This is a genomic window from Chryseobacterium paridis (assembly GCF_016595215.1).
GTDB classification, from domain to species: Bacteria; Bacteroidota; Bacteroidia; order Flavobacteriales; family Weeksellaceae; genus Chryseobacterium; species Chryseobacterium paridis.
In genome coordinates this window covers 234,609-257,403 of the sequence record NZ_JAENHK010000005.1, presented here as the reverse complement: position 1 = coordinate 257,403, position 22,795 = coordinate 234,609, and the positions used below count along the sequence as shown (strand labels likewise).

The 22,795-nt window shown below is 34.7% G+C and carries 21 protein-coding genes; 17 read left to right on the top strand and 4 right to left on the bottom strand.

Annotated elements, in window-relative coordinates; genetic code table 11:
* Window positions 1-49: 49 nt before the first annotated feature.
* Window positions 50-1,033, top strand: a complete 984-nt coding sequence (locus JHL15_RS06220) for an MBL fold metallo-hydrolase (RefSeq protein WP_200244268.1) — start codon at window positions 50-52, stop codon at window positions 1,031-1,033.
* A 118-nt stretch (window positions 1,034-1,151) separates the two neighbouring features.
* On the opposite strand, the gene JHL15_RS06215 is transcribed toward JHL15_RS06220, so the two are convergent.
* A complete protein-coding gene (locus tag JHL15_RS06215; protein WP_234047697.1) occupies window positions 1,152-1,487 on the bottom strand; it encodes a winged helix-turn-helix transcriptional regulator in 336 nt (111 codons plus the stop codon).
* Between the two features lie 159 nt (window positions 1,488-1,646).
* Window positions 1,647-3,713, bottom strand: coding sequence for an elongation factor G (gene fusA, locus JHL15_RS06210; protein ID WP_200244267.1), 2,067 nt, complete (start codon window positions 3,711-3,713; stop codon window positions 1,647-1,649).
* Window positions 3,714-4,181: 468 nt separating this feature from the next.
* Between fusA and JHL15_RS06205 the strand changes: the two genes are divergently transcribed.
* The 7 genes from JHL15_RS06205 (at window position 4,182) to JHL15_RS06175 (ending at window position 10,411) form a co-directional block, all read left to right on the top strand.
* Entirely contained in the window at window positions 4,182-4,856 is a 675-nt protein-coding gene (locus JHL15_RS06205) for an HAD family hydrolase (protein WP_200244266.1), read from the top strand.
* A gap of 2 nt (window positions 4,857-4,858) precedes the next feature.
* Window positions 4,859-5,683 (top strand): phosphoribosyltransferase family protein, encoded by an 825-nt coding sequence (locus JHL15_RS06200; RefSeq protein WP_200244265.1) that lies wholly within the window; start codon window positions 4,859-4,861, stop codon window positions 5,681-5,683.
* Entirely contained in the window at window positions 5,673-6,227 is a 555-nt protein-coding gene (locus JHL15_RS06195; protein ID WP_200244263.1) for a TerD family protein, read from the top strand. Before JHL15_RS06200 ends, JHL15_RS06195 begins: the two co-directional genes overlap by 11 nt.
* A 6-nt stretch (window positions 6,228-6,233) precedes the next feature.
* Window positions 6,234-7,394, top strand: a complete 1,161-nt coding sequence (locus tag JHL15_RS06190; RefSeq protein WP_200244262.1) for a toxic anion resistance protein — start codon at window positions 6,234-6,236, stop codon at window positions 7,392-7,394.
* Window positions 7,395-7,433: 39 nt separating this feature from the next.
* Entirely contained in the window at window positions 7,434-8,354 is a 921-nt protein-coding gene (locus tag JHL15_RS06185) for a hypothetical protein (protein ID WP_200244256.1), read from the top strand.
* Between the two features lie 209 nt (window positions 8,355-8,563).
* Window positions 8,564-9,175, top strand: coding sequence for a TerD family protein (locus JHL15_RS06180; RefSeq protein WP_200244254.1), 612 nt, complete (start codon window positions 8,564-8,566; stop codon window positions 9,173-9,175).
* A 198-nt stretch (window positions 9,176-9,373) separates the two neighbouring features.
* Window positions 9,374-10,411 carry a TerC/Alx family metal homeostasis membrane protein gene (locus JHL15_RS06175; RefSeq protein ID WP_200244250.1) on the top strand — a complete coding sequence of 346 codons (1,038 nt, stop codon included), beginning with the start codon at window positions 9,374-9,376 and terminating at the stop codon, window positions 10,409-10,411.
* A 170-nt stretch (window positions 10,412-10,581) separates the two neighbouring features.
* On the opposite strand, the gene JHL15_RS06170 is transcribed toward JHL15_RS06175, so the two are convergent.
* Window positions 10,582-11,580: a catalase family protein gene (locus JHL15_RS06170; protein WP_200244248.1), complete on the bottom strand. Its 999-nt coding sequence runs from the start codon at window positions 11,578-11,580 to the stop codon at window positions 10,582-10,584.
* Between the two features lie 132 nt (window positions 11,581-11,712).
* Between JHL15_RS06170 and JHL15_RS06165 the strand changes: the two genes are divergently transcribed.
* The 5 genes from JHL15_RS06165 (at window position 11,713) to JHL15_RS06145 (ending at window position 15,640) form a co-directional block, all read left to right on the top strand.
* Window positions 11,713-12,147 carry an FKBP-type peptidyl-prolyl cis-trans isomerase gene (locus JHL15_RS06165; RefSeq protein WP_200244246.1) on the top strand — a complete coding sequence of 145 codons (435 nt, stop codon included), beginning with the start codon at window positions 11,713-11,715 and terminating at the stop codon, window positions 12,145-12,147.
* A 161-nt stretch (window positions 12,148-12,308) separates the two neighbouring features.
* The gene (locus JHL15_RS06160) at window positions 12,309-13,259 is read left to right on the top strand and encodes a hypothetical protein (protein ID WP_200244244.1); all 951 of its coding nucleotides are present in this window, start codon (window positions 12,309-12,311) and stop codon (window positions 13,257-13,259) included.
* A gap of 67 nt (window positions 13,260-13,326) precedes the next feature.
* A complete protein-coding gene (locus tag JHL15_RS06155; protein WP_200244242.1) occupies window positions 13,327-13,737 on the top strand; it encodes an Rrf2 family transcriptional regulator in 411 nt (136 codons plus the stop codon).
* Between the two features lie 58 nt (window positions 13,738-13,795).
* Window positions 13,796-14,449, top strand: coding sequence for an NAD(P)-dependent oxidoreductase (locus JHL15_RS06150; RefSeq protein ID WP_200244241.1), 654 nt, complete (start codon window positions 13,796-13,798; stop codon window positions 14,447-14,449).
* 12 nt (window positions 14,450-14,461) lie between these two features.
* Window positions 14,462-15,640: an MBL fold metallo-hydrolase gene (locus JHL15_RS06145; protein WP_234047696.1), complete on the top strand. Its 1,179-nt coding sequence runs from the start codon at window positions 14,462-14,464 to the stop codon at window positions 15,638-15,640.
* A 251-nt stretch (window positions 15,641-15,891) separates the two neighbouring features.
* On the opposite strand, the gene JHL15_RS06140 is transcribed toward JHL15_RS06145, so the two are convergent.
* Window positions 15,892-16,920 (bottom strand): M23 family metallopeptidase, encoded by a 1,029-nt coding sequence (locus JHL15_RS06140; protein WP_200244239.1) that lies wholly within the window; start codon window positions 16,918-16,920, stop codon window positions 15,892-15,894.
* A gap of 225 nt (window positions 16,921-17,145) precedes the next feature.
* Between JHL15_RS06140 and JHL15_RS06135 the strand changes: the two genes are divergently transcribed.
* The 4 genes from JHL15_RS06135 to mqo all read left to right on the top strand — a co-directional run bounded on the left by JHL15_RS06135 (window position 17,146) and on the right by mqo (window position 22,157).
* On the top strand, window positions 17,146-18,186 hold the full coding sequence (locus JHL15_RS06135) for an NAD(P)H-dependent glycerol-3-phosphate dehydrogenase (RefSeq protein WP_200244238.1): 1,041 nt from the start codon (window positions 17,146-17,148) through the stop codon (window positions 18,184-18,186).
* A gap of 137 nt (window positions 18,187-18,323) precedes the next feature.
* The gene (locus JHL15_RS06130) at window positions 18,324-19,346 is read left to right on the top strand and encodes an LLM class flavin-dependent oxidoreductase (protein WP_200244237.1); all 1,023 of its coding nucleotides are present in this window, start codon (window positions 18,324-18,326) and stop codon (window positions 19,344-19,346) included.
* Window positions 19,347-19,355: 9 nt separating this feature from the next.
* Window positions 19,356-20,444 carry an NAD(P)-binding domain-containing protein gene (locus tag JHL15_RS06125; protein ID WP_200244236.1) on the top strand — a complete coding sequence of 363 codons (1,089 nt, stop codon included), beginning with the start codon at window positions 19,356-19,358 and terminating at the stop codon, window positions 20,442-20,444.
* Between the two features lie 162 nt (window positions 20,445-20,606).
* Window positions 20,607-22,157: a malate dehydrogenase (quinone) gene (gene mqo / locus JHL15_RS06120; RefSeq protein WP_262895619.1), complete on the top strand. Its 1,551-nt coding sequence runs from the start codon at window positions 20,607-20,609 to the stop codon at window positions 22,155-22,157.
* Window positions 22,158-22,795 lie beyond the last annotated feature (638 nt).

Genomic DNA, 22,795 nt, shown 5'->3' with positions numbered 1-22,795 from the left:
TATTTTAGTAACTGTAAAAGGTAACTTTGCGGGACTAATTGAGTTACTTATGAAAAATATAAATCAAAACGGAGGTAAAATATGTGAAAAAATCACAAAAATTCTTGTTGCCCTCTTATTGCTCGTGCAGATTTCTTATGTATCTGCACAAATGCCAAGCTACAAAATTAAATTTGGTGAATTTGAAATTACCGCTTTATTGGACGGAACAGTTACTATCGATGCGGAAAATTTGCTGTATAATAGCGAAAAAGGAACAGCAACAAAACTCCTGGAAGAATCATTTATTAAAAATCCGGTTGAAATTTCAATCAACGCCTACTTGATAAAAACAAAATCAAAACTTATTCTGGTGGATGCCGGTGCTGGTGATTTATTTGGAGGTAAGTTGAGCGGAAACATTGTTCAGAGTCTAAAATCAGCAGGTTATAAACCTTCCGAGATTACAGATATTCTTCTCACGCATATTCATGCAGATCATTCCGGTGGGCTTACACGAAATAAGAGAAAGATATTTGAAAATGCAGATATTCATGTTAATAGCCTGGAATTTAATTACTGGATCAATGATCAGAATAGGAAAATGGCCAATGAAAATGACGCGGGGAATGACCCTAAATCATTTCAAAATGCATTAGAATCACTTTCTCCATATATCAAGACTGGAAAGATAAAAACGTTTACTTCGGATATTGAAGTTTTACCAGGTATTAAAGCGACTTTAGCTTCGGGGCACACTCCTGGACATACAGTTTATTTTTTGGAAACAAAAGGCGAAAAAATGATCTTTTGGGGAGATCTGGTTCATATCGGGAGTGTGCAGTTTATTGATCCATTAATGGATGATCATTTTGATGTAAGCCTTAATCATGGAAAAAACAAAAGGGAAGAATTCTATAAAAAAGCCGTTAGTGAAAAGTATCTAATTGCGGCAAGTCATATTTCTTTTCCGGGACTAGGACATCTGAAATTTGAAAACAATCATTATGTATGGATACCTATTCCCTATAGTATTCAGGGACGTACTAATTAAGGCACTTTTACCATTCTTAAAAATTTGAATTAGAATATGTTTTCTGTTTTAAAGCCGATTTTGGAAGATTCAATATGAAAGCAAAAGTGTTTTGGATTATGCCTGCTTATTCTGTTATCTATTTTTGAGCAGGCTCAGGATTGTGTTTGTCATTCCAGATAGTTAGCATATTTAAAATGCGTAGCAGATCAATTCCTTTTGGGGTTAAAGTATATTCAACCCGGGGTGGAAGTTCATCAAATTTTTCACGACTTATGATTCCGTCTTCAACCAGTTCTTTCAGTTGTTCAGTTAATACTTTTTTTGAGATGATTCCCATAAGAGCATAGATTTGTCCAAAACGGATGGTCCTTTTTCCTATTGTATAAATAATAATAGGTTTCCATTTTGTTCCAATACTTGCCATTGTTCTGGTCATGGGGCAGTTATGGCAAATAAATATATCATTATTCATTTTGAAAAATATTATTGGTTTTATTATGAAACTAATTAAGTTTCTAAAAGGTAAAATTATTAAAAATCAAACTTATTGGATAAGTTTATTATTGTTTTTTAAGCACTATAGATAAAATAACTAAACAAGGACCGTAATTATATTACAGTCCTTGTCTTTTTAGGTTATTACGATGTTGGTAATGAAATCAGGCACTAAAGCATAGTGAGATAATTTCATACTTATGGAAGCTCTTCCGCTTGTTAGTGTTCTCAGGTCAGAAATGTATCCAAATGTAGAAGCCAACGGGACTTCTGCGATAAATATTTTTCTTCCTGATCGCTCATCAATAGAAGTAATGATACCTCTTCTTTTATTAATATCAGCAGTTACGGCTCCTGTATATTCTTCAATACTTTGAATTTCAACCTGCATAACGGGTTCCATTAGCTTAGGTTTACATTGTTTTGAGGTAGATCTGTAGCCATCTCTTGCAACCAATTCGAAATCGTAAGCAGCTGAATCCTGACTATGAGTAGATCCATCTAATAGGGTTATTTTCATACTTTCTAAAGGATAGCCACTCAAAGGCCCATTTTCCATTGCGTCTCTGAAACCTTTTTCAATGGATGGAATAAATTCATTAGGAATTACACCTCCCTTGATTTTATTAATAAATTCAAGACCAAATTCGTTGTCCGTTCTAGGCCCGATTTCAAAAGTGATATCCGCAAACTGCCCGTTTCCTCCATTTTGTTTAGAAAGTTTCTCTCTGTGGATTCTTGTTTCAGTTAAAATTTCTCTGTATGAAACCTTAGGCTTGCCTTGATTGATTTCTATACCATGATTCAATCGAATTTTCTCTAAAGTCACCTCTAAATGGAGCTCTCCTAAACCACTCAATATCGTTTCACCAGTTTGTTTATCCCTTTCTACCAATAAGGAAGGGTCTTCCTCTTGGATTTTCGCTAAAACCAGACCAAAAGATTTTTCATCATTATTGGTTTTGGGTTCTATTGATACACGGATAACAGGAGCTGGAATTGTGATTGATTCCAACAAAACTGGTTGGTCAAGACCTGATAAAGAATCGCCGGTTTTTGCATCTTTTATACCTGTTAAAGCTACAATATCACCTGCTTTTCCTCCATCAACAGTTAGAGTCTTATCAGATTGCATTTTCAGGATTCTTGATATCCTGAAACTTTCACCTGTTCTCACATTTTGAACTGTATCCCCAGATTTTATTTCGCCCGAATAGATACGAAGCATTGCAAGTTTACCCATGTGCTTATCAATAATGACTTTGAAAACCAATCCTGAAAAAACTTCATCATGATTTCTTTCCAATTCTATAGTTTCTTCGGTTTTCGGATTTTTTCCTTTTATAGAAGGTAACTGATCCGGAGCCGGAAGGTAATTAACAATAGCATCAAGCAAAGGTTGGACTCCTTTGTTTTTGAATGCTGAGCCACATAAAACGGGAACTATCGTCTGAGATTGACAGGTCCTTTTAATGCTTTCAAAGATCATTTCGTTAGAGATAATATCTTCATTATCTATAAAGACTTCAAAAAAAACATCATCATATTCCGCCAGAGTTTCCATGAGTTTCATTCTGTATTCATGAGCTTCCTCTTTATAAATTTCCGGAATCTCTTTTTCGATCATAATCTCACCATTTTCGTCAGTCCAATACCATGCTTTTTGGGTGATCAGATCAATGATTCCTTCAAAACTATCTTCTGAGCCGATTGGAATTTGTAGTGCAAGAGGAATTGTATTAAGCTTTGTTTCAATTTCTCTTATTACTGCAAAAAAATCTGCACCAATACGGTCCATCTTATTGATGAAGCAGATTCTAGAGGTGCCATGTTTCTCGGCTTGGAACCAGACATTTTCCGTTTGGGGCTGTACTCCCGAAGAGGCGCAGAAAACGGCTACCACACTATCCAAAACCCTTAATGAACGCTCTACTTCTACAGCAAAATCGATATGGCCTGGAGTATCAATGATATTGATATTATAGACCTTATCGTCTTTTTTCCATTGAGTGGAAACTGCTGCTGAAGAAATGGTAATTCCACGATTTTTCTCCTGAATATCTTTATCCATTGTGGTATTCCCATCGTCAACGTTTCCTATTTTATGAATGAGTCCTGTATAGTACAGTAATCTTTCCGTTAAAGTTGTTTTTCCTGCATCTACATGTGCTATTATCCCTATATTTCTTGTGTTATATTTCATTTTTTTAAATTAAATGGTTGATTTTAAGGTTTCAATATTGAAACCTCTTTATTGTAAGATCTGGAAATAGGGTAGCAAAAAAGGCCTATCTAAATAGAAAGGCCTTCAATATATTTTTGTAAAATAAAGGTCGTAAACTATTCAGATAAATATTTAATGCTACCAAAGTACACCGCTCTGATAGGATTGCTTAAAGTTATAATATGTATCATTTTTGTTGACATGCTTGATAGTTAGTCGGATGCAAAAATACTGAAATTTCTTAAAATATCAAAAAAATTGTCAAAGCTGAGTAAAAACGAAGGCTCAAAATCTTAAAAAGTTATAAAAAAAACAGACTTTGAATTTAAAAAATTATCTTTGAAAGGAATTGAATAATTCAATTAAAAACTAACGACGAAAATAAGGAATTATATAAAGTTGTTGTATTGAAGCACAGCTTTATGTAAATTGTAATTTGGTACCATTTTGAAAACAGATATTGACATCCATAACCACCATCATTTTTCTTTTGATTTGTGGCTTACCCTAATAAAATCTCATCCTGAATTTAAAGCAAAAAGAGTTGAGCTGTTCTCCTCGTTTTTTGCCATTAATAAGCCCATAGAAGAAGTTGCAAAAACCGTAAAATACTATGATGATTTATGCAATACGATCAATGAGGTGATAGGAGGGAATGTGGATACTTTTGAAATTTACTTACTTATATTAAATGCTTTGAATGTGGATATAAAGCAAATAAACAGAGATAATCTGAATGCATTTTATATCAAAAGCGAAGAATTATTTCTTGAATATAAGCCGGTCATTATTTTTGAAAACGTTCATCAGGTTTTTAATGAAATCAAAGATCAGGGAAAAACGATCAATATATTAAGCAATACAGGTTTTATAAAAGGAAGAACTTTACGAAAGTTTCTGATCGAAGAAAATCTAGATAGATACATAGATTTTCATATTTATTCTGATGAAATTAATTGTTCAAAACCCAATCCTGCTGTTTTTCAGGAAGTGAAAAATAAAATTAAAAACCAGGATCTAGAACTGCATCAGATCTTACATATCGGTGATAACCTGGTCGCTGATTTTAATGGAGCAAAGAGTTTTGGTTTCAACGCACACTTACTTAAATACCCAATATAACCATGAACAAGAGGTACAGTTTACATCATATTCATTCTGCTGAGGAATTTACCTTTTCCCCTGCAGAATACAGTTATTTTAAATATGGAGACAGATCTTATGCTGAAAAGTTTGCAAAGGAGTTATTCGATGGGTTTATTTTGCATCACGAAGAACTTTTTAATACGGATAAGGAGATTGTGATTTTACCAAGTCCTTATATGGCGATTCCAACTGCTTCCAATTTCTTGTGCTTTTACTTTAAGAAATACCTGGATTTTTATCTGTTTCAAAGAGGAAAAAAGTCTAGCATCTTGTCTAAGATCAACCGTAATCATACCTATACTACAGATTATGGAAATCTAAGTTTTGAAGATCGCAAAAATCTGATCGCTAATGATACTTATTATATTGATAAAGACTTTTTACGGGGAAAACTTTGTATTTTTATAGATGATATAAAAATCACAGGAAGTCACGAACATACAGTCAATAAAATATTAAATGAATATGCTGTACATGCAGATTTTATGTTCCTGTATTATGCTGAGCTGATGAACTTTGATATTGATCCGACCATTGAGAACTACTTCAATTATTATGCAGTAAAAAATGTGGATCATATTGTTGAAGTAATGGGAAAGCCAAGTTTTCAGTTTAATACAAGGATTGTAAAATATATTTTAGGGTTGAATTCAAGTAATTTTGAATATCTTACGTCTAAAGTAAGAAAGGAACTCATGGATGACTTACTGGAATTAGCAATCAGCAACAATTATCATTTAATAGAAGAATACGAAAATAACATCAATACTTTAACACAAACCGAATTATATTATGGCTATTAACTTACAAAAAGGACAAAGAGAAAATATAAACGCCCCTAAATTCACAGTGGGTTTAGGATGGGATATTAATAATACATCTACAGGAGGTGCTTTCGATCTGGATGCTTCTCTATTTTTATTAGGAGAAAATAAAAAATTGGTTTCAGATAATCACTTTATTTTTTATAACAATCTGGAGTCTCCGGATAAAGCTGTGATCCATACTGGTGATAATTTAACCGGTGATGGAGATGGTGATGATGAGCAAATCAAAATTGATTTGACTAAAATTGATTCTGCGGTCAAAGAAATTACGGTAGTGGTTACAATCCACGAAGCAGAAGCAAGAAAGCAAAACTTCGGACAGGTAAGAAATTCTTTCATCAGAATTTTCAATACAGATACCAATGAGGAAATCTTAAAATACGAATTAGATGAAGATTTCTCTATCGAAACAGCAGTAGAGTTTGGTAGAATCTACAACAGAAACGGAGAATGGAAATTCGAAGCTGTAGGAAGCGGACAAAGAGAAGGCCTTGAAAAATTTGTATCAATTTATCAATAATTTATCATGGATAACCAACCTAATCAACCCATTGATCCACTTGGATCCATTGAACCTCTTAAAACATTTGAACCCGCTCAGCCAAGTCAACCCGCGCCAGGTACACCACCAGTTCTTGTTGATAGAGATGGAAATGTAAATTTGAGTCAGATACAAAGCCAGGATCTTCAGAAATATGAAACAGCAGCTAATGCTATTGATGAAACCAACCCCGGTTCTATCGTAAATTTTGGTTCGGAACTTCAAAAAACTTTGGCTAATCAGAGTGATAGCTTTTTGAATAACGTTAGAAGGTCTAATTCAGGAGAAGTAGGAGAGTTGATCAATAACTTATTGGTTGAACTTAATTACGTGGATGTAGACGAAATCAATGGTGGAAATAAGGCGAAAAGTTTTTTAAGCCGTTTGCCATTCATGAAAAAAGTAATCACCCAGGTAGAGAACTTATTTGCTAAATATGATAAAATCGTAAACAATATCGATCAGATTTCATATAAAGTAAATGCCGGAATTATTACTTCTACTAAAGATAATGCTGTACTTCAGACTATTTTCGATAGCAATGTAAATTCTATCAAGCAAATAGAAGATCTTGTAATTGCCGGGAATTTGAGAATGGAAAGAGCAGGAAGAGAACTTGCAGAAATGGAAACGAATGTTCAGAATTATGCTGATTATCAAATTGCTGATAAAAGAGATTTTATCAACCGATTAGATAGGAGGTTGGCGGATCTTAAAGTGGTTCGTTTGATCATGATGCAATCCCTTCCGCAGATCAGGCTGGTTCAAAACAATAATGTTTCTATTGCTGAGAAAGCGCAGACGATCCTTACAACAACTTTACCTGTATGGAAAAACCAACTTTCTTTAGCTGTAGCAATGCACAGACAACAGCAGAATATTGAAATTCAGCAGAAAGTATCTTCTACAACAGAAGAAATTCTAAGGAAAAATGCAGAACGTTTGGGGCAGAATTCAAGAAATGTTGCTAAAGCTAATGAACAGACCATTGTGTCAGCTGAGACATTGAAAGAAACAACAGCAATGTTGATCAATACATTGAATGAAGTGAAGCAGATCCAAAAACAAGGAACGGAAAACAGAAGAAAACTGGATCAGGATCTACAAACATTAGAGAGCGAATTAAAAGCAAATATTAGAGGTTAATAATACGATATACCGGTGGATGATGAAGCTGTAAGCATAATGTCTCAGAGTAAAAGAAGATTAACAAAGCTTAAACTTCTTGCTAACTTCTTTGAAAATGTTGATATAATATCCATTTACATTAAAACAGATATTATACACAACTTGTTTAATGAAAACAAGACATTAGACTACCAGAAACTGGAGCTTTTTCATCTGCAGTATACAGACAGCGTAATTGAATTGTTGACCAAGATCAAAAAGAAAAAGGAAAACGATTTGCTGGCTGTTATTAATGAAATCAATATTAATAACCAATACATTTCAACTTTTGAAGAAAGGAAAGTTGATAGTTTTGAAGTAGATAGAAAAATGTACAGTGGTATATTTTCTAAACATCTGAAAAATCTGTATAAAGATCTGACGGAAGATCAATTTACGCTTAACTGGAATGATGTTTTGTATTTTCATAAAAAATATGCAACAGAATTTTACAGAACGGAAGCTGACGAATCGAAACTTACATTTCATCCGGTACCTTCCTATCAATATCAGGACTATTCGATAGAGAGAAAATTATTAGGTAAACTGAATATACAGAATTTTAAAGTTCGCTTCATGTGCGGATATCGTATCGATAGGAACGAATATGAATTGTTTAAGATCTTTCAGTCTGATGAACACTTTATATTCAATGTTGAAGAAAAAAGATTGTATCTGATCGATGATGAACTAGCCTATTTGAACACATCTGAAAATGAATCCAATCAAATTGTGATTATCAATCAGTTGAAGAGAAAAAATGAAGAGCTGGAAGAATCAATAGGTGAGAGAAAGCGGACACTACCTTATGATGTAGAATCTGTTTTAAAAGACTATCTGCGAAACCTGGAAAACGTTGATATCATGAGTAAGATATTTGATGTCAATGAAGAAACGAATATTTTGCGTGCAATGCTTAATTTAAATTTGAAGAATTAAGAGAAGGCGAAAAGGCAAAATGGCAAAATCGCATATTTGTAAAACTGGGAAATCGTTTGTATAAGGTAGAATAGAAAGCAATTTTACAGTTCTTCAGTTTAACGATTTTACTTAAAAAAAACTACCATCAAAACAAGGTAGAATAAAAAGCAATTTTGCGATTCAGCGATTTCGCAACTTAACTATAAAAAATAACTAAACATAAAAAGATGGCTATTAACTTACAAAAAGGTCAAAGAATTAATCTGACCAAAGAAAACGGAGCAGTTCTTACGCAGGCTTGTGTTGGTATCAACTGGGGTGCAATTGAGAAAAAAAGTTTTTTTGGTGGAACTAAAAAAGAAGCTGTAGACTTGGATGCAAGCTGTATTTTATACGATGCAAACAAGAATGCAACTGAAGTTATATACTTCGGAAATTTAAAATCTAAAAATGGGTCAGTAAGACACAGTGGAGACGATCTTACAGGAGATGTAGACGGAGATGATGGATTGGACAATGAAGTAATCACTGTAGATTTCAACCAGTTGGATTCGAATGTGGACCATGTTGCTCTGGTCCTAAACAGCTACAGAGGACAGGATTTCGGGACAATTCCTTTTGCTTCTATTCGTATTTATGAGGGGACACCCACTAATGTAAAAGAGGTTTTTGCTAAATATGATATCGCTAATGATAAATCATTTAGCGGGCATGTTGCTATGGTAATGGGGGTTTTCTACAGAAGAAATGGAGAATGGAAGTTCAATGCAATTGGTGATCCGACTGCTGATAGAAAATTGGAGCAAACGATTCAGACAGTTCAGCAAAAGTATCTTTAAGATATAAGATTTTAAATAGGCTATTATTCCTAAATAGCAGTCCTGACATTTATTTAATAAAGAAATAATATGTGGAATGGGGTTTTGTCAGGTTGAGTTATATCGGAAATAGTTATATTTACGCAAATTAAAATAAATTAGCAATAATTGTACTTTGTACAGCTATTGCTTTTTATCATATAATAACACATAATAAAAGTGGAAAAACATCAAAGTATTTTAGAACTGCATCCGGGTCTGGTGTGGGGATTTGCGATAACGGTTGTTATCATGTTGCTTCTGGATTTAGGAGTTTTTAATAAAAAAAGTCATGAAGTTTCATCTAAAGAAGCTACTATCTGGTCAGTCGTATGGATTTCATTATCCATGATCTTTTCAGGAGTGGTGTATTGGGTGTTTAATCAATCCGACGGCCATGCCCTTGCTGTAGAAAAGTTCACACAATATCAGGCGGCGTATTGGATTGAAAAGGCACTTTCTGTGGATAACCTCTTTGTGTTTATCCTTGTCTTCGGATTCTTCAAGGTTCCAAAATATTTACATCATAAAGTTTTATTCTGGGGGATTATAGGAGCGTTGATATTTAGAGCGATCTTTATTTTTGCCGGAGTTGGACTTATCAACCTGACCTATTTACCTGAGATGAATATTTTTGGTGAAGCAGTGAAGATTAATATTGTTATGATGTTATTCGGTTTATTCCTTGTGTATGCAGGTATAAAATCATGGGGTGACGGAGATGATGATGACGATGAAGATTATAGCAATACTGCAGGAGCCAGATTAATAAAAAGTTTCTGGAAAGTTTCTGATAACTACGATGGAGATAAGTTTTTTACGATCCAGAATGGGATAAGAATGGCAACACCTCTTTTAGTGGTTGTTGGAGTAATTGAATTTACAGACGTTCTTTTTGCAGTAGATTCGATCCCAGCTATTTTTGCAATTTCTGATGATCCGTTTATCCTTTATACATCTAATATATTTGCTATTTTAGGACTTAGATCATTGTATTTCCTATTAGCGAATTTTATTCATATGTTCAGCAAATTACCATATGGTTTAGCGATTATTTTATCCTTTATTGGAGTTAAAATGCTCATCGCTCCATGGATTCATATTTCATCTCCTGTATCCCTTGGAATTGTAGGTGGAGTACTGGTGATTTCTGTTATTTTATCTATTATGTTCCCTGAAAAAAAGGAAGATGAAAAAGAGAAACTAGAAGAAAATTAATAATAATTAAGAAGAAAAGCCTTACTGAAAAGTAAGGCTTTTTTATTGTTTATGATTGATAGAAATGAATTCAAAATAATCTATCTCATTGACTAAAATGGGTTTCATTTCTACACTCAACCCATCTTAATCTTTCAATCTTTTAATTTTTCAATTTTTAAATCTTTTAGTTATTTACCATGCAACAATTTATTAATCTTACGTCTCGTCTGAATAGACACCTTATACGCTTCATCCCGGAGTTTCTGTATTTTACCTACAGGTTGAAAAATTGTTTTACTTTCAAATGGATTAAAGGATAATAATTCATTTTCGCATGTACGATCTAATATGGCATTTTTTCCAATTTTCACTTCTCCTACTTTAATGAAGGGTGAATTTTTCCATTCCCGGTTCAACTTATTAATAGGTTGATCATGTAGATCATAACATATTTGAATAAGTACATCTGCAGTATACTCATTAGATTGAAAGTAACTTTCAATTGCTTCGCGGGTATTCATTTTCTTGCCAAAATTCTTTTGAGGAGATTTTGGTCGGAGTTTTATTTTGATCATATATTCTCCCAATCGGTAAGCCCCAACAGAATAGTAGTCAAAGGAAAGGAAAAAATTATTTCGTTGTCCAATGAGCTTGATGGTGTTCTTTAAAAAAGAAACAGTAAATAACGAAGGAACCACTTTTGTAATCTGAATTATCAGAGGAATTAAAGTATTCCATTTTTTAGTGAAAAAATGATTGATTGAAGTAAACAGTTTCAAAAACGTACTTACTGAATTAAGCGGAAACAAAGGAAAATTAACCAATGGATAATTGGCCAATACATCTCCGGTATCATCTTTTATTTTTACTGAAAAGCCATAAGCAGGCATATCTTTTTTAGATTGTTTAATTTTCAAATGAGCATTGGAAAACCGGATGATCAGATCATATCTTTCTTTATCAAAGAAGGGTTGTAACTGTTCAGGAAGGTTTGGATTTATTTTAAATTCACCTTTTAAAACAGCATAAGTCTTTGCATGCGCATTTCGCGTGGCATAATCTACATCACTTATGATGGATGACTGTTCAACAAAATCCGAAATGCTTTTTTTATTGATTGTAAGAAGCTCTTTTTCCTCCTCCGTCAGTTCATTGAATTTCTTATTATATAGTATTGGGCTTGGCATTAATTTTTAAATTCAATTATAACACCAAGTTTCGAATTGCATGTTAAAATAATGTTATTTTAGTGTTTTATCTCATTAACATTGAATTTTCACTGTTTTTTAGAAAGTTTATCTTTGTAAAAAAATTAAATAATGGGAGTAGCAGATATGTTATTTAAACGTAAAAAAGAATTGGCTGAAAAAAACCTTAATGAAGGGAAAGCTTTCATGGAAGAAAATGCCAAAAAAGATGGTGTTGTAACGTTGCCAAGTGGTTTACAGTATGAGATTATTACAGAAGGTAATGGAGCTCAGCCAAAAGCAAAAGATACCGTAAAATGTCACTACCACGGAACGACTATAAAAGGAGATGTTTTCGATAGTTCTGTGAAAAGAGGAACTCCGGCGTCATTTCCATTGAACCGTGTGATTTCAGGATGGACAGAAGCTCTTCAATTAATGTCCGTGGGAAGTAAGTGGAGACTGTTTCTTCCCCCTAACTTAGCGTATGGTGAAGAACAGATCAGTAAGGAAATTGGTCCGAACAGTACTTTGATTTTTGAAGTTGAATTACTGGGAATTAAATAATTGATCTTATTAAATAAAGCTTAAAATTTACCTGAAATTCAGGTAAATTTTTTTATTTGCTTTAAATTCGTACTTTAGATTTTAGGTTAATCAATGGGAACGTAGATTATTTTTAATTGATCGGACCATTGAAATTGACTCACTACACAAAAAAAGATTGAATGAAAAAGCTACTTTACCTTTTTGCTATTTTTAGCTTAATGACTTCATGTGTTTCCAAAAAAAATCAAGCCATAAAGCAAAATATTCTTACCCTAAAAGACAGCTATTGTAAAGCTCCGTTCCAATATAATTACAGCAAAAAACTTCCTTCCTATAATTCAGATTCTATTTTGTCTGCAAATAAAGAACTCAAAGGAACATTTTCTGACCAGAGTATTTTGATCTTAAATGCATTGGATAACCTGGATGAAGTTCATGATATCATGAAGCTGAAAAAAGATTCATCTTTAAGCGCTCAGGTTAAAGTTTTGCAACTTAAAACAAGAATAAACAGTAAAATAACCATTGCCCTCACTGAACTGGATGCCGTAGCTGCAGAATTTGATTGTGAAGGAGAACGTGTTGCTCAGATTGGAAGCTATGTGGATAACTTAAACAGTTCGAGGAATAATAAATTAATTCTTTATTCTATTGTAGCTGGTGCCGCGGCATCTATTGCCGGAGGAATTGTAAAAGATGGAGGATGGAGTAGTGCTATAGATATTGGAGGAGGTGCTTTAGGAGCTGGGTTTGGTTTGGCAACGCTTAATCCTAAAGGAAAAAAAGTAGAGTTTGTCCATCAGAGAAATCTTTTGAGGGATATCTGGCATGAAAAGCTGGAATCTCCCAATTTTCCGCCTTTTATCTGGTATATGTATACAGAAAAGAAATTTTCTAATAAGGAATCACATTCGATTATTCAGAGTATGAAGCAAAGATGGCTTCACTATCAGTTTGATGATAATCAAAAGGATGCTAATAGTTCTGTTATTTTTAGCGATGGAGGTTATTATCGTGCTGATGACCTGCAAAACCGTGCTGCAATGCTTAATCAAATGCAATCAGCAACCCGTACGATCAATCAGAATATCAATTATCTGTTATTGGATTTAGACAAATTAGTACTTTAAGAAAAATTTAACTGTAATAAAATTTGTTACATTTGAAATTTTGTTTTACCTTTGTCGGGTAATTAAAATGAATAATACAAGATTTGCTACGGCAGTACATATTATGACCTTATTGGCTGAAAGTCCTCAGGAGTGGTTAACTTCTGAATGGATGGCGGGTAGTATTAATATCAATCCTGTAATTGTTCGTAAAGAAATAGGTGTTTTAAGAGCGGCTGGGTTGGTGACAAGCAGACAGGGAAAAGAAGGAGGAAGCCAGCTTGCGAGAAGTGCAGAATCAATTAGTATTTCCGAAATATATTCAGCAGTAAAAAATACCGAGGTTCTTGGGAAAAAAAATCAAAATCCTAATCCGGCATGTAATGTTGGTAGGGAAATTAACAATCATTTGAATACTTTATTCAGTGAAACAGAAAAACTGGTTATTCAATTTTTAGGAGATAAGTCATTACAGGCATTTTGTGATCAATTCAAATAAAAATTTTTTACCCTTAAATGTAACAAATTTTATTACAATTTAATTTAAAATAAATATTATGAAAAAAGTAGCAGTAATCGGTGCGACAGGATTTGTAGGTTCACATGTTGTGAAAGAACTAGAAAACAGAGGATACGAAGTAGAAGCCATTGTAAGAGATGCTTCTAAAATAGAACAAAGTGAAAAGGTAAAAGCAAAAAGTATTGACGTAAATAACGTGGATCAATTAGCTGATGGCCTACAGGGAACTGATGCCGTAATCAGCACCTATAACGCAGGATGGACTAATCCAAACCTTTATAATGATTTCCTTACAGGTTCTGAAAATATTGAAAAAGCTGTTGAGAAATCGGGTGTAAAAAGATTAATCGTTGTAGGAGGAGCTGGAAGTCTTTATACTCCTGATAATGTACAAATCGTAGATACTCCAGATTTCCCGGAAGCATATAAACCTGGAGCAACTGCAGCAAGAGATTATTTAAATAAGATTAAGGAAAATAACACCCTTGACTGGACTTTCTTTAGCCCTGCGATTGAAATGAATCAAGCGAATGTAGGAAGCAGAACAGGAAAATACAGAACTTCTTTGGAAACTCCTGTCTTTGATGAAAACGGAAGAAGTATTCTTTCAGTAGAAGATGTTGCGGTAGCTTTAGTAGATGAATTAGAGCAAAATAATCACATCCGTGAACGTTTCACAGCAGCTTATTAATTAAAATACCCAATGATGTTAAGAAAAAAATTATTATCAGTAATTGCTGTACTGGCCTTTGTGAGCACTGTATTGGCTGGAAACCTAAAGATCAAAGTATATAATCCAGGAAGTAAAGCTATTTTCCCCATTACGTCAACCCTGATTTATGGAGATAAAGATGCAATCCTTGTAGACGCTCAATTTCAAAAGCAATATGCAGAACAGTTAGTCAAAGAAATAAAAGCAACAGGAAAAAATCTGAAAACTGTTTTTATTTCGCATAGTGATCCGGATTTTTATTTTGGATTAGATGTTATTAAAAAAGCATTTCCTAATGTGAAGATCATCTCAACTGCCCAAACAGCATACCTCATATCTGCTTCAAAAGATTATAAATTAGCTGTTTGGAACCCACAGTTGAAAGCAGATGCTCCCTCAGAAGTTTTTGTACCGGAAGCGGTGAGTTTTATCCCTGATTTGGAAGGAAATAAAATTGAGATCAGACAGAACCTTGATGACCCTGCACATAGTTTTCTTTGGATTCCTTCATTAAAAACTATCGTTGGTGGAATTTCTGTTTCAGTGGATTCTCATCTCTGGATGGCAGATACCCAAAATAAAGAGGCTATCGACAGATGGATCGGACAGATTGATGCAATGAAGGCTTTACAGCCGCAACAGGTAGTTCCATCTCATTTTGCAAAACTGAACCTCGCTCCTCAATCTCTGGATTTTGTTAAAAAATATCTGGAGAATTACAAGAAAGCAGTTACCGAAAATAAAACGTCAGATGCGATTATACAATACATGGTCAATCAGTATCCTGATCTTCCTGGAAAAGATGAGCTGGGAATGGGAGTGAAAGTATTTTTGGGCGAGATGAACTGGGATTTAAGATCTCCTTATCCGGCAATTGGAAGAAAAGTTGAAGTTGATTTCGGAACCGGAAAATTTGTACTGGACTATAAAGATAATAAGACGATGTCTTTTATGGGAACAGAAGGTACGCTCAAAGGAATTTCAGATACTGTTCAATATACAGCAACAGAAGTGGCAAAAAATGTATTTATGGTGTATTGGCATGAACCCAAAACAGGTGAGAATGTTACACATGTTCAGGATTATAATAAAAATATCATCTACACGAATATTGCCGGGAAAGATGGTTCATTTAATCATTTCAAGGTTCCATTTAAAATTTTAAAATAATAAATACAAAAGTATCGGCTGCCATCTGGCAGCCGATACTTTTTAATCAAACGAATTAATGTAATCAGGAGCTTACTCAGATCAACTTGTTGATCTCTTCTTTGCTTACTTAAATTGAAATGATATAAGATAAATCTTTGCGCGTAAAAACTCTCGCAGATTTAGCAGATTACGCAGATCTCTTTCTAATCTAAACGGAGTATAAGTTTTTAATAAAACAATAAAAACGGCTGCCATCTGGCAGCCGTTTTTTATAAATTCATAAACAATTTCGGGTTGACCGGTGTATTGTTTTTGTGTACTTCATAATGAAGGTGAGGACCGGTAGAGCGTCCGGAATTTCCTGATCGCGCAATTACCTGACCTACTTTTACTTTGTCATTCACTTTTGCAAGCAATTCAGATAAGTGTCCATATAATGTTGCCAGACCATTTCCATGAGAAACGATCACACAATTTCCATACCCTCCTTTTTGTCCCGAAAAAATAATCGTTCCGGCAGCGGAAGCTCTTACATCGGAGCCATAAGCAACAGCAATATCAAGTCCTTTATGAAACTGCATCTGATCCGCTTCAGCGGGTGGGTTATTTCTTTCAACCGGAGCCGTTTTAGAAGAGACAGTGGTTGCTACAGATTTTGTAGAACTATTTGCAGGAGCGGGAGCAGAAGCTGTGTTGGTCGCTTTTGGAGTAACCATTACTTTTACCTCTCTTTTATTCCCATAGCTGTCGGTCAATTCAATTGTTTTTTCAACGGGCTCAGCTTTTACTTCTGGTTTTGGAGCAGAGGCAATAGCCGGCTTAGCTTCTCTGGTTGTTCTTACAGATGCATATACCGTTTTAAAAGGGATAGGATTTTTTCTGATTCCAAAATTGGATGAAATATAGCCATCTGTAGGCATTCCCAATGGAACTTGCATTAGTTTTTCCTGTAAATCCATCAAATATTGACTGTATCGGTTGGCTTGTTTAGCCAGATAGACAGAATTAGAAATACTGTCTTTGCTTAAGAACATCAGCTTTTCACTCGGAACATCTTTTGATTTTAGGAATGAGTTGAGCTGCGCAACGGTTTGATCTACTAAAGTAAGATCTGTTTTCATTTTTAAGTAATCTACACTGTCTTTCTCAGTGTTTATTTTTACAAGGTTTACTTCATAGGTTTTGTCATCTCTTTCAGAAGATAACTTAGCTATGAAAATACCTTGAGCAAAAACTACCAGCAAAAGTCCTCCAATGAGGATGTTTACCTTTTTTTTGCTGCTTAGAAATTTCTTCATATTTCTTTCTCTTAGAATTAAAAACGGTATTAAGCCTGCAAATTTAATTAAAAATTGGTTTTGTGAATTATTTTTAATTAAAATTTACTTATTTCTGTAATAAACGGCGATTTAGATATTTAATTGTATGAAAATGTTAATTTTTTCAAAAAATTGGGTTTTATCATGCTTTCAAAAGAGCACTTCATTTTTTGTTTTAATATATTTGCAGTTCACATTTCAATTATGGCGAAAAAGAAAACAATTTCAGAATCTTCAAATCCGAAAAAGAGTAAACATGAGGTTTCCGTAGGGGTTGTAGGAAGTGGAAGTTTTGCAACTGCGATCGTAAAAATGCTTGTTGAAAACTGCAAAGTAGTACATTGGTGTGTACGAAGTGAGTTTGTAAAAGGAGCTATTGAGCTTCGCGGACACAATCCTACCTATTTAACGGCAGTTAATTTTAATCTTAAAAATTTGAAGCTGACCACGGATATTAATGAACTGGTTTCAGCATGTGATATTGTCGTACTGGCGACTCCGTCTATTTATCTTTCAGATACATTAGATAAAATGACCTGCGATTATAAAGATAAAATCTTTGTTTCGGCCATTAAAGGGATTATTCCTAAAGTAAATGATGTAGTAGCTCATTATCTGAGAGATGAGTTCCAGATTGGATTTAGAAATCAGGCAGTTATTGCAGGACCTTGCCACGCTGAAGAAGTAGCAATGGAAAGACTTTCTTACCTTACTGTGGCAACTGTAGAGGATGAGGTGTCGCAGAAATTATTAGATGTTTTCAATTCAGATTTTATCAAAGTACACTCCAGCAAAGATATCCTTGGAAATGAGTATAGTGCTATTCTTAAAAATATTTTTGCCATCGGAGCCGGAATTGCAAGCGGGTTAGGTTATGGAGATAACTTTACAGCTGTGTTTGTATCTAATGCAATCCGTGAAATGGAAACTTTCCTTGAAGCTATTTACGAAGCTCCAAGGGATGTCAACGAAAGTGCCTATCTGGGGGATTTATTGGTAACTGCTTATTCTCTATTCTCGAGAAACAGAAGTTTAGGAAACCTTATTGGAAAAGGATATACTGTAAAATCTGCTATTCAGTCAATGAATATGGTGGCAGAAGGATATTATGCGGCTGATTCTATTTATAAAACAGCTAAACAGAAAAACCTTAAACTTCCGATTGTAGATACGATCTATGCCATTTTATATGAAGGAAAAAATGCTGAGAAACAATTCAAAAAATTGACAGCAAAGCTGAATTAGAACAACTTGAAAATAATACATTAAAATATAAACATCAGCAAATTTGCTGATGTTTTTTGTTGGATGTTGCTTTTAATTTCAGTTCGAAATTACCATATGATAATACTCCACGAGATTACATTTTGTAATTTAGATACATGAAAAAGATAGGATTTTTATCGTTCGGACATTGGGGAAATCATCCTTCATATGACAATAAAACAGCGGGTGATACTCTATTACAATCTATAGACTTAGCAGTAGCTGCAGAAGAAATAGGAGTGGATGGGGCGTACTTTCGGGTGCATCATTTCGCTAACCAGTTAGCTTCACCGTTTCCTTTGTTGGCAGCGATTGGTGCCAAAACCAAAAAAATTGAAATAGGAACAGGCGTAATTGATATGCGTTATGAAAATCCTCTATATATGGTAGAGGATGCTGGCGCTGCAGATTTGATTTCCGAAGGTCGGTTACAATTAGGAATTAGTAGAGGTTCACCTGAACAGGTGATTGATGGCTGGAGATACTTCGGATATGATTTGGAGGAAGGGCAAACAGATATAGATATGGGACGTCTTAAAGGCTTAGAGTTTTATGATTTGTTAAAAGGAGAAGGTTTTGCACGACCTAATCCCAATCCGATGTTTCCCAATCCACCCGGATTATTGAGGATAGAACCACATTCCGAAGGGCTACGTGACCGTATTTGGTGGGGATCTGCATCAGATGCTACTGCAGTCTGGGCAGGAGAAGTTGGTATGAATTTGCAGAGTTCCACTTTAAAATTTGATGAAAGTGGAAAACCTTTCCATGTTCAGCAAGCTGAACAAATCCGCCTTTATAAAGAAGCTTATAAAAAAGCAGGACATACACGAGCGCCAAGAGTTTCTGTTAGCCGATCTATTTTTGCCATAGTTAATGATCAGGACAGGTATTATTTCGGACAGGAAGTTGATAGAACCGATAAAATAGGTGTTTTAGAAGGTAATCAACGTGCTGTTTTCGGAAGAAGTTATGCTGCAGAACCAGAACAACTCATTAAAGAATTAGCCCAGGACGAAGCGATTCAGGAAGCAGATACTGTATTGTTGACAATTCCTAATACATTGGGGGTTGATTACAATGTACATGTACTTGAATCTATTTTGAAATATGTTGCTCCTGAACTGGGTTGGCGTTAAAAAAGTGAAATGGCTGGAAAAATTAGGTATAAAACAAAAATTGCAATTATCGGAGCAGGGCAGGCAGGACTTTCTACTGCATATCATCTCAAAAAAATGGGATTGGAAATTGGTCCCGATTTTATTATTCTGGATAGTGCACCTTCTGCAGGTGGTGCTTGGCAGTCAAGATGGGATTCATTGACATTAGGTACGGTCAACCGCATTCATGATTTACCAGGAATGTCCTTTGAAGAAACGGTCCAGGGAGATGAGACTGAGGTGCGGGCCAATGTTGCCGTTCCGCACTACTATGATTTATATGAGAAAGAGTTCGGATTGCAGGTCTATCGACCGGTGAAAGTTGAGAAAGTTAGCTTGCATGAAAACCGGTTTTACATTGATACATCATCTGTTGCGTTTTCTGCATTAGGTATTATCAATGCTACAGGAACCTGGGAAAATCCTTACATTCCGGAATATCCGGGTGCCCAGCTTTTTAAGGGTGAACAACTGCATACCCGGGATTTTAAAAACGTTGAATATTTCAAAGGAAAACATGTGATCATTGTTGGTGGTGGTATTTCAGCCATTCAATTGCTTGATCAGATTTCAAAAGTAACCACCACTACCTGGGTTACCCGAAGACCTCCGGAATTCCGGGAAGGGCCATTTGATGATATGGCGGGGAGTTTGGCGGTTGCCATGGTTGATAAACGGGTGAGAAGTGGATTATTGCCTACCTCTGTAGTTTCAGTAACGGGCTTACCTGTTACTGATGAAATTAAAGATATGGAAAAAAGAGGTGTTCTTAAACGATATCCAATGTTTAGCGAAATCACTGAAGAGGGCGTTAAATGGGAGGATGGAAGGCAAGAAAAAGCCGATGTAATTCTTTGGAATACGGGATTCAGATGGTCCCTTTCCCATTTAGATGCCGTTTTGCCTAAAGAAGAAGGCGGTGGGATTATCATGTCTGGAAGATTGGCAACCGAAGTTTCAAAAGAACCGAGAATTCATCTGGTAGGCTATGGGCCCTCAGCTTCTACCATAGGAGCGAACAGAGCAGGAAGTGCCGCCGCAAGGGAATTGGTTAAAACTCTAGGTATTATAAAATAGATTTTCATCAACACATTATAAAGTGTATGTAGCATTTCATAATGTGTTGATGAATACATCTACATTCAATATAAAATTTGAGATTACATGTTATCTTTTTTCTCACGCAGAGACAGATTAAATATTCTTAATAAGTTTATGTTAAAATACTAAAACACGTTTCTGCTTTTAAAACTTTTCACGAAATTAGTACTAAATTTAACGTATATGTCACATTCGCTTACAAGCAGAACTCCAAAACCAAAATATGACGTTGTTCTCATAGGAGGTGGTATCATGAGCGCCACTTTAGCTACATTACTTCATGAATTTGATCCTAATCTTGAGATCGCAATCTTCGAAAGGCTCGGCAGATTTGCCAAAGAAAGTACAGCAGCCTGGAATAATGCGGGAACAGGGCATTCAGCTTTTTGCGAATTAAATTATACACCGGAAAAAGAAGATGGAACGATCGATATTTCAAAAGCTGAAAGTATTGCAGAACAATTTGAAATTTCAAAACAGTTTTGGTCTTACCTGCTCCAGAAAGGCTATATAAAAGACCCAAAAGATTTTATCAATTCATGTCCTCATATGAGTCTGGTATTTGGTGATAAAGATGCCGAATATCTTAGAAAACGACATGATGCCATGAAAGAATCTGTCTTATTCTCCGGGATGGAATTTTCCACCGATCATGAAAAGTTGAAAGAATGGATTCCTTTGGTAATGAGTAAAAGAAATCAGTCTGAAGTAATGGCAGCCACCAAGATGGATCTCGGAACCGATGTGAATTTTGGAAGCCTGACAAGAAAAATGGGGAGACATCTTTTGGAAGACTCAAATGTTGAAGTATTCTTATATCATGAAGTGAAAGATATCGATCCAAGAGAAAACGGGCAATGGGAAATGAAAGTGAAAGACAGAATTCATAGTCATAAACAGGAAGTAGTTGCTGATTTTGTATTCATTGGTGCCGGTGGTTATGCTCTTCCATTATTAGATAGTTCAGATATTAAAGAAAGTGCCGGTTATGGGGGCTTTCCTGTTTCAGGAGAATGGCTAGTTACTCATAATCCTGAATTGGTCGAGAAACATCAGGCAAAAGTATATACACAAGCGACTGTAGATGCTCCGCCAATGTCTGTTCCACATTTGGATTTAAGAATCATAGATGGAAAGAAAGCGCTTCTTTTTGGTCCTTTTGCGGGGTTTTCAACCAAGTTTTTAAAAGAAGGAAGTTATCTCGATCTTCCGGAAAGTGTAAATACCAAAAATATCAGATCTCTATTTGGTGCGTGGTGGCATAATATTCCTCTAACGAAGTATCTGATCCAACAAGTGGCAATGACCAAAGCTCAGAGAATGCAACATTTGAGAGAATTTGTCAAAGATGCCAATGAAGCCGACTGGGAGTTGAAAATAGCGGGACAGAGGGTTCAGATTATTAAAAAAGATGAAAAAGAAGGGGGTAAGCTGGAATTCGGAACCGAAGTAGTTGTGAATAAAAGTGGAACGATAGCTTCTCTGCTAGGAGCTTCACCAGGAGCATCTACTGCAGCCTATGCAATGCTAAATGTTCTGGAGAAGTGTTTTGGAGAAAAACTTCATGGGGAGTGGAAAGACAAATTATTGGAAATGATCCCTTCCTATGGACAAAAACTGGCAGATCATCCGGAACTTACAGAAAAGTTGAGAAATTATACGAAGGAGAAACTGGAATTGGAGTATTAGTTTAGATAAGAGATAAGAGATAAGAGATTTTGGATGTAAATCTCTTCTTTGAAAGAATTCTTGCCACACAAAATTTGTAACTTTTAACTTATAAAGATAGGCCAACTTACATAAGTTGGCTTTTTCAATTAAATTAAAAATCCTTTACACAATTATGCTACATTCAAAATACCCATATCAACTTACATTTAAATAAATTTGTAGGAGGTTATTAACTAAAAAACAAACCACAAGAAGTAGCAAGTAAAAAAGAACCAAAAGGTAAACTATGTTAAATATATTATATGGTATAATAGCAATTTTAGTTGGAATATATTTTATATGGTCAACAGCAAGAAAGACAGAACCTATTAAATCTTATTATTCGAGTGCTAGATTTAAAATATACGCGGGAGGTATAATTTTCATAATGATAGGAATAGTAATAATTATAAAAAGATTACTACACTTATTTTAAATGCTTTCATACTGTAGCTGGTGCGAGTGTCTCACTTGTGTACAACTAAGTATAAACTAATCCAGAAATTTATTTTTGTGGATTTTTTGTTTTTAATATTTTGTGAGCTATTATATAATACAGAATTTTTAAAAATAAAAAAATAGATGGGAGAATAGTAAAACGAGCAATCATTACCTAA

Bases quoted from the DNA above. Each gene is read 5' to 3' on its own strand.
- JHL15_RS06165 (WP_200244246.1), top strand. From the start codon at position 11,713: ATGGGAGTAGCAGATATGTTATTTAAACGTAAAAAAGAATTGGCTGAA.
- JHL15_RS06185 (WP_200244256.1), top strand. From the start codon at position 7,434: ATGTCTCAGAGTAAAAGAAGATTAACAAAGCTTAAACTTCTTGCTAAC.
- JHL15_RS06155 (WP_200244242.1), top strand. From the start codon at position 13,327: ATGAATAATACAAGATTTGCTACGGCAGTACATATTATGACCTTATTG.
- fusA (WP_200244267.1), bottom strand. From the start codon at position 3,713: ATGAAATATAACACAAGAAATATAGGGATAATAGCACATGTAGATGCA.
- JHL15_RS06160 (WP_200244244.1), top strand. From the start codon at position 12,309: ATGAAAAAGCTACTTTACCTTTTTGCTATTTTTAGCTTAATGACTTCA.
- JHL15_RS06220 (WP_200244268.1), top strand. From the start codon at position 50: ATGAAAAATATAAATCAAAACGGAGGTAAAATATGTGAAAAAATCACA.
- JHL15_RS06150 (WP_200244241.1), top strand. From the start codon at position 13,796: ATGAAAAAAGTAGCAGTAATCGGTGCGACAGGATTTGTAGGTTCACAT.
- JHL15_RS06180 (WP_200244254.1), top strand. From the start codon at position 8,564: ATGGCTATTAACTTACAAAAAGGTCAAAGAATTAATCTGACCAAAGAA.
- JHL15_RS06140 (WP_200244239.1), bottom strand. From the start codon at position 16,920: ATGAAGAAATTTCTAAGCAGCAAAAAAAAGGTAAACATCCTCATTGGA.
- JHL15_RS06130 (WP_200244237.1), top strand. From the start codon at position 18,324: ATGAAAAAGATAGGATTTTTATCGTTCGGACATTGGGGAAATCATCCT.
- JHL15_RS06200 (WP_200244265.1), top strand. From the start codon at position 4,859: ATGAACAAGAGGTACAGTTTACATCATATTCATTCTGCTGAGGAATTT.
- JHL15_RS06145 (WP_234047696.1), top strand. From the start codon at position 14,462: ATGATGTTAAGAAAAAAATTATTATCAGTAATTGCTGTACTGGCCTTT.
- JHL15_RS06135 (WP_200244238.1), top strand. From the start codon at position 17,146: ATGGCGAAAAAGAAAACAATTTCAGAATCTTCAAATCCGAAAAAGAGT.
- JHL15_RS06190 (WP_200244262.1), top strand. From the start codon at position 6,234: ATGGATAACCAACCTAATCAACCCATTGATCCACTTGGATCCATTGAA.
- JHL15_RS06125 (WP_200244236.1), top strand. From the start codon at position 19,356: ATGGCTGGAAAAATTAGGTATAAAACAAAAATTGCAATTATCGGAGCA.
- JHL15_RS06215 (WP_234047697.1), bottom strand. From the start codon at position 1,487: ATGAATAATGATATATTTATTTGCCATAACTGCCCCATGACCAGAACA.
- JHL15_RS06170 (WP_200244248.1), bottom strand. From the start codon at position 11,580: ATGCCAAGCCCAATACTATATAATAAGAAATTCAATGAACTGACGGAG.
- JHL15_RS06195 (WP_200244263.1), top strand. From the start codon at position 5,673: ATGGCTATTAACTTACAAAAAGGACAAAGAGAAAATATAAACGCCCCT.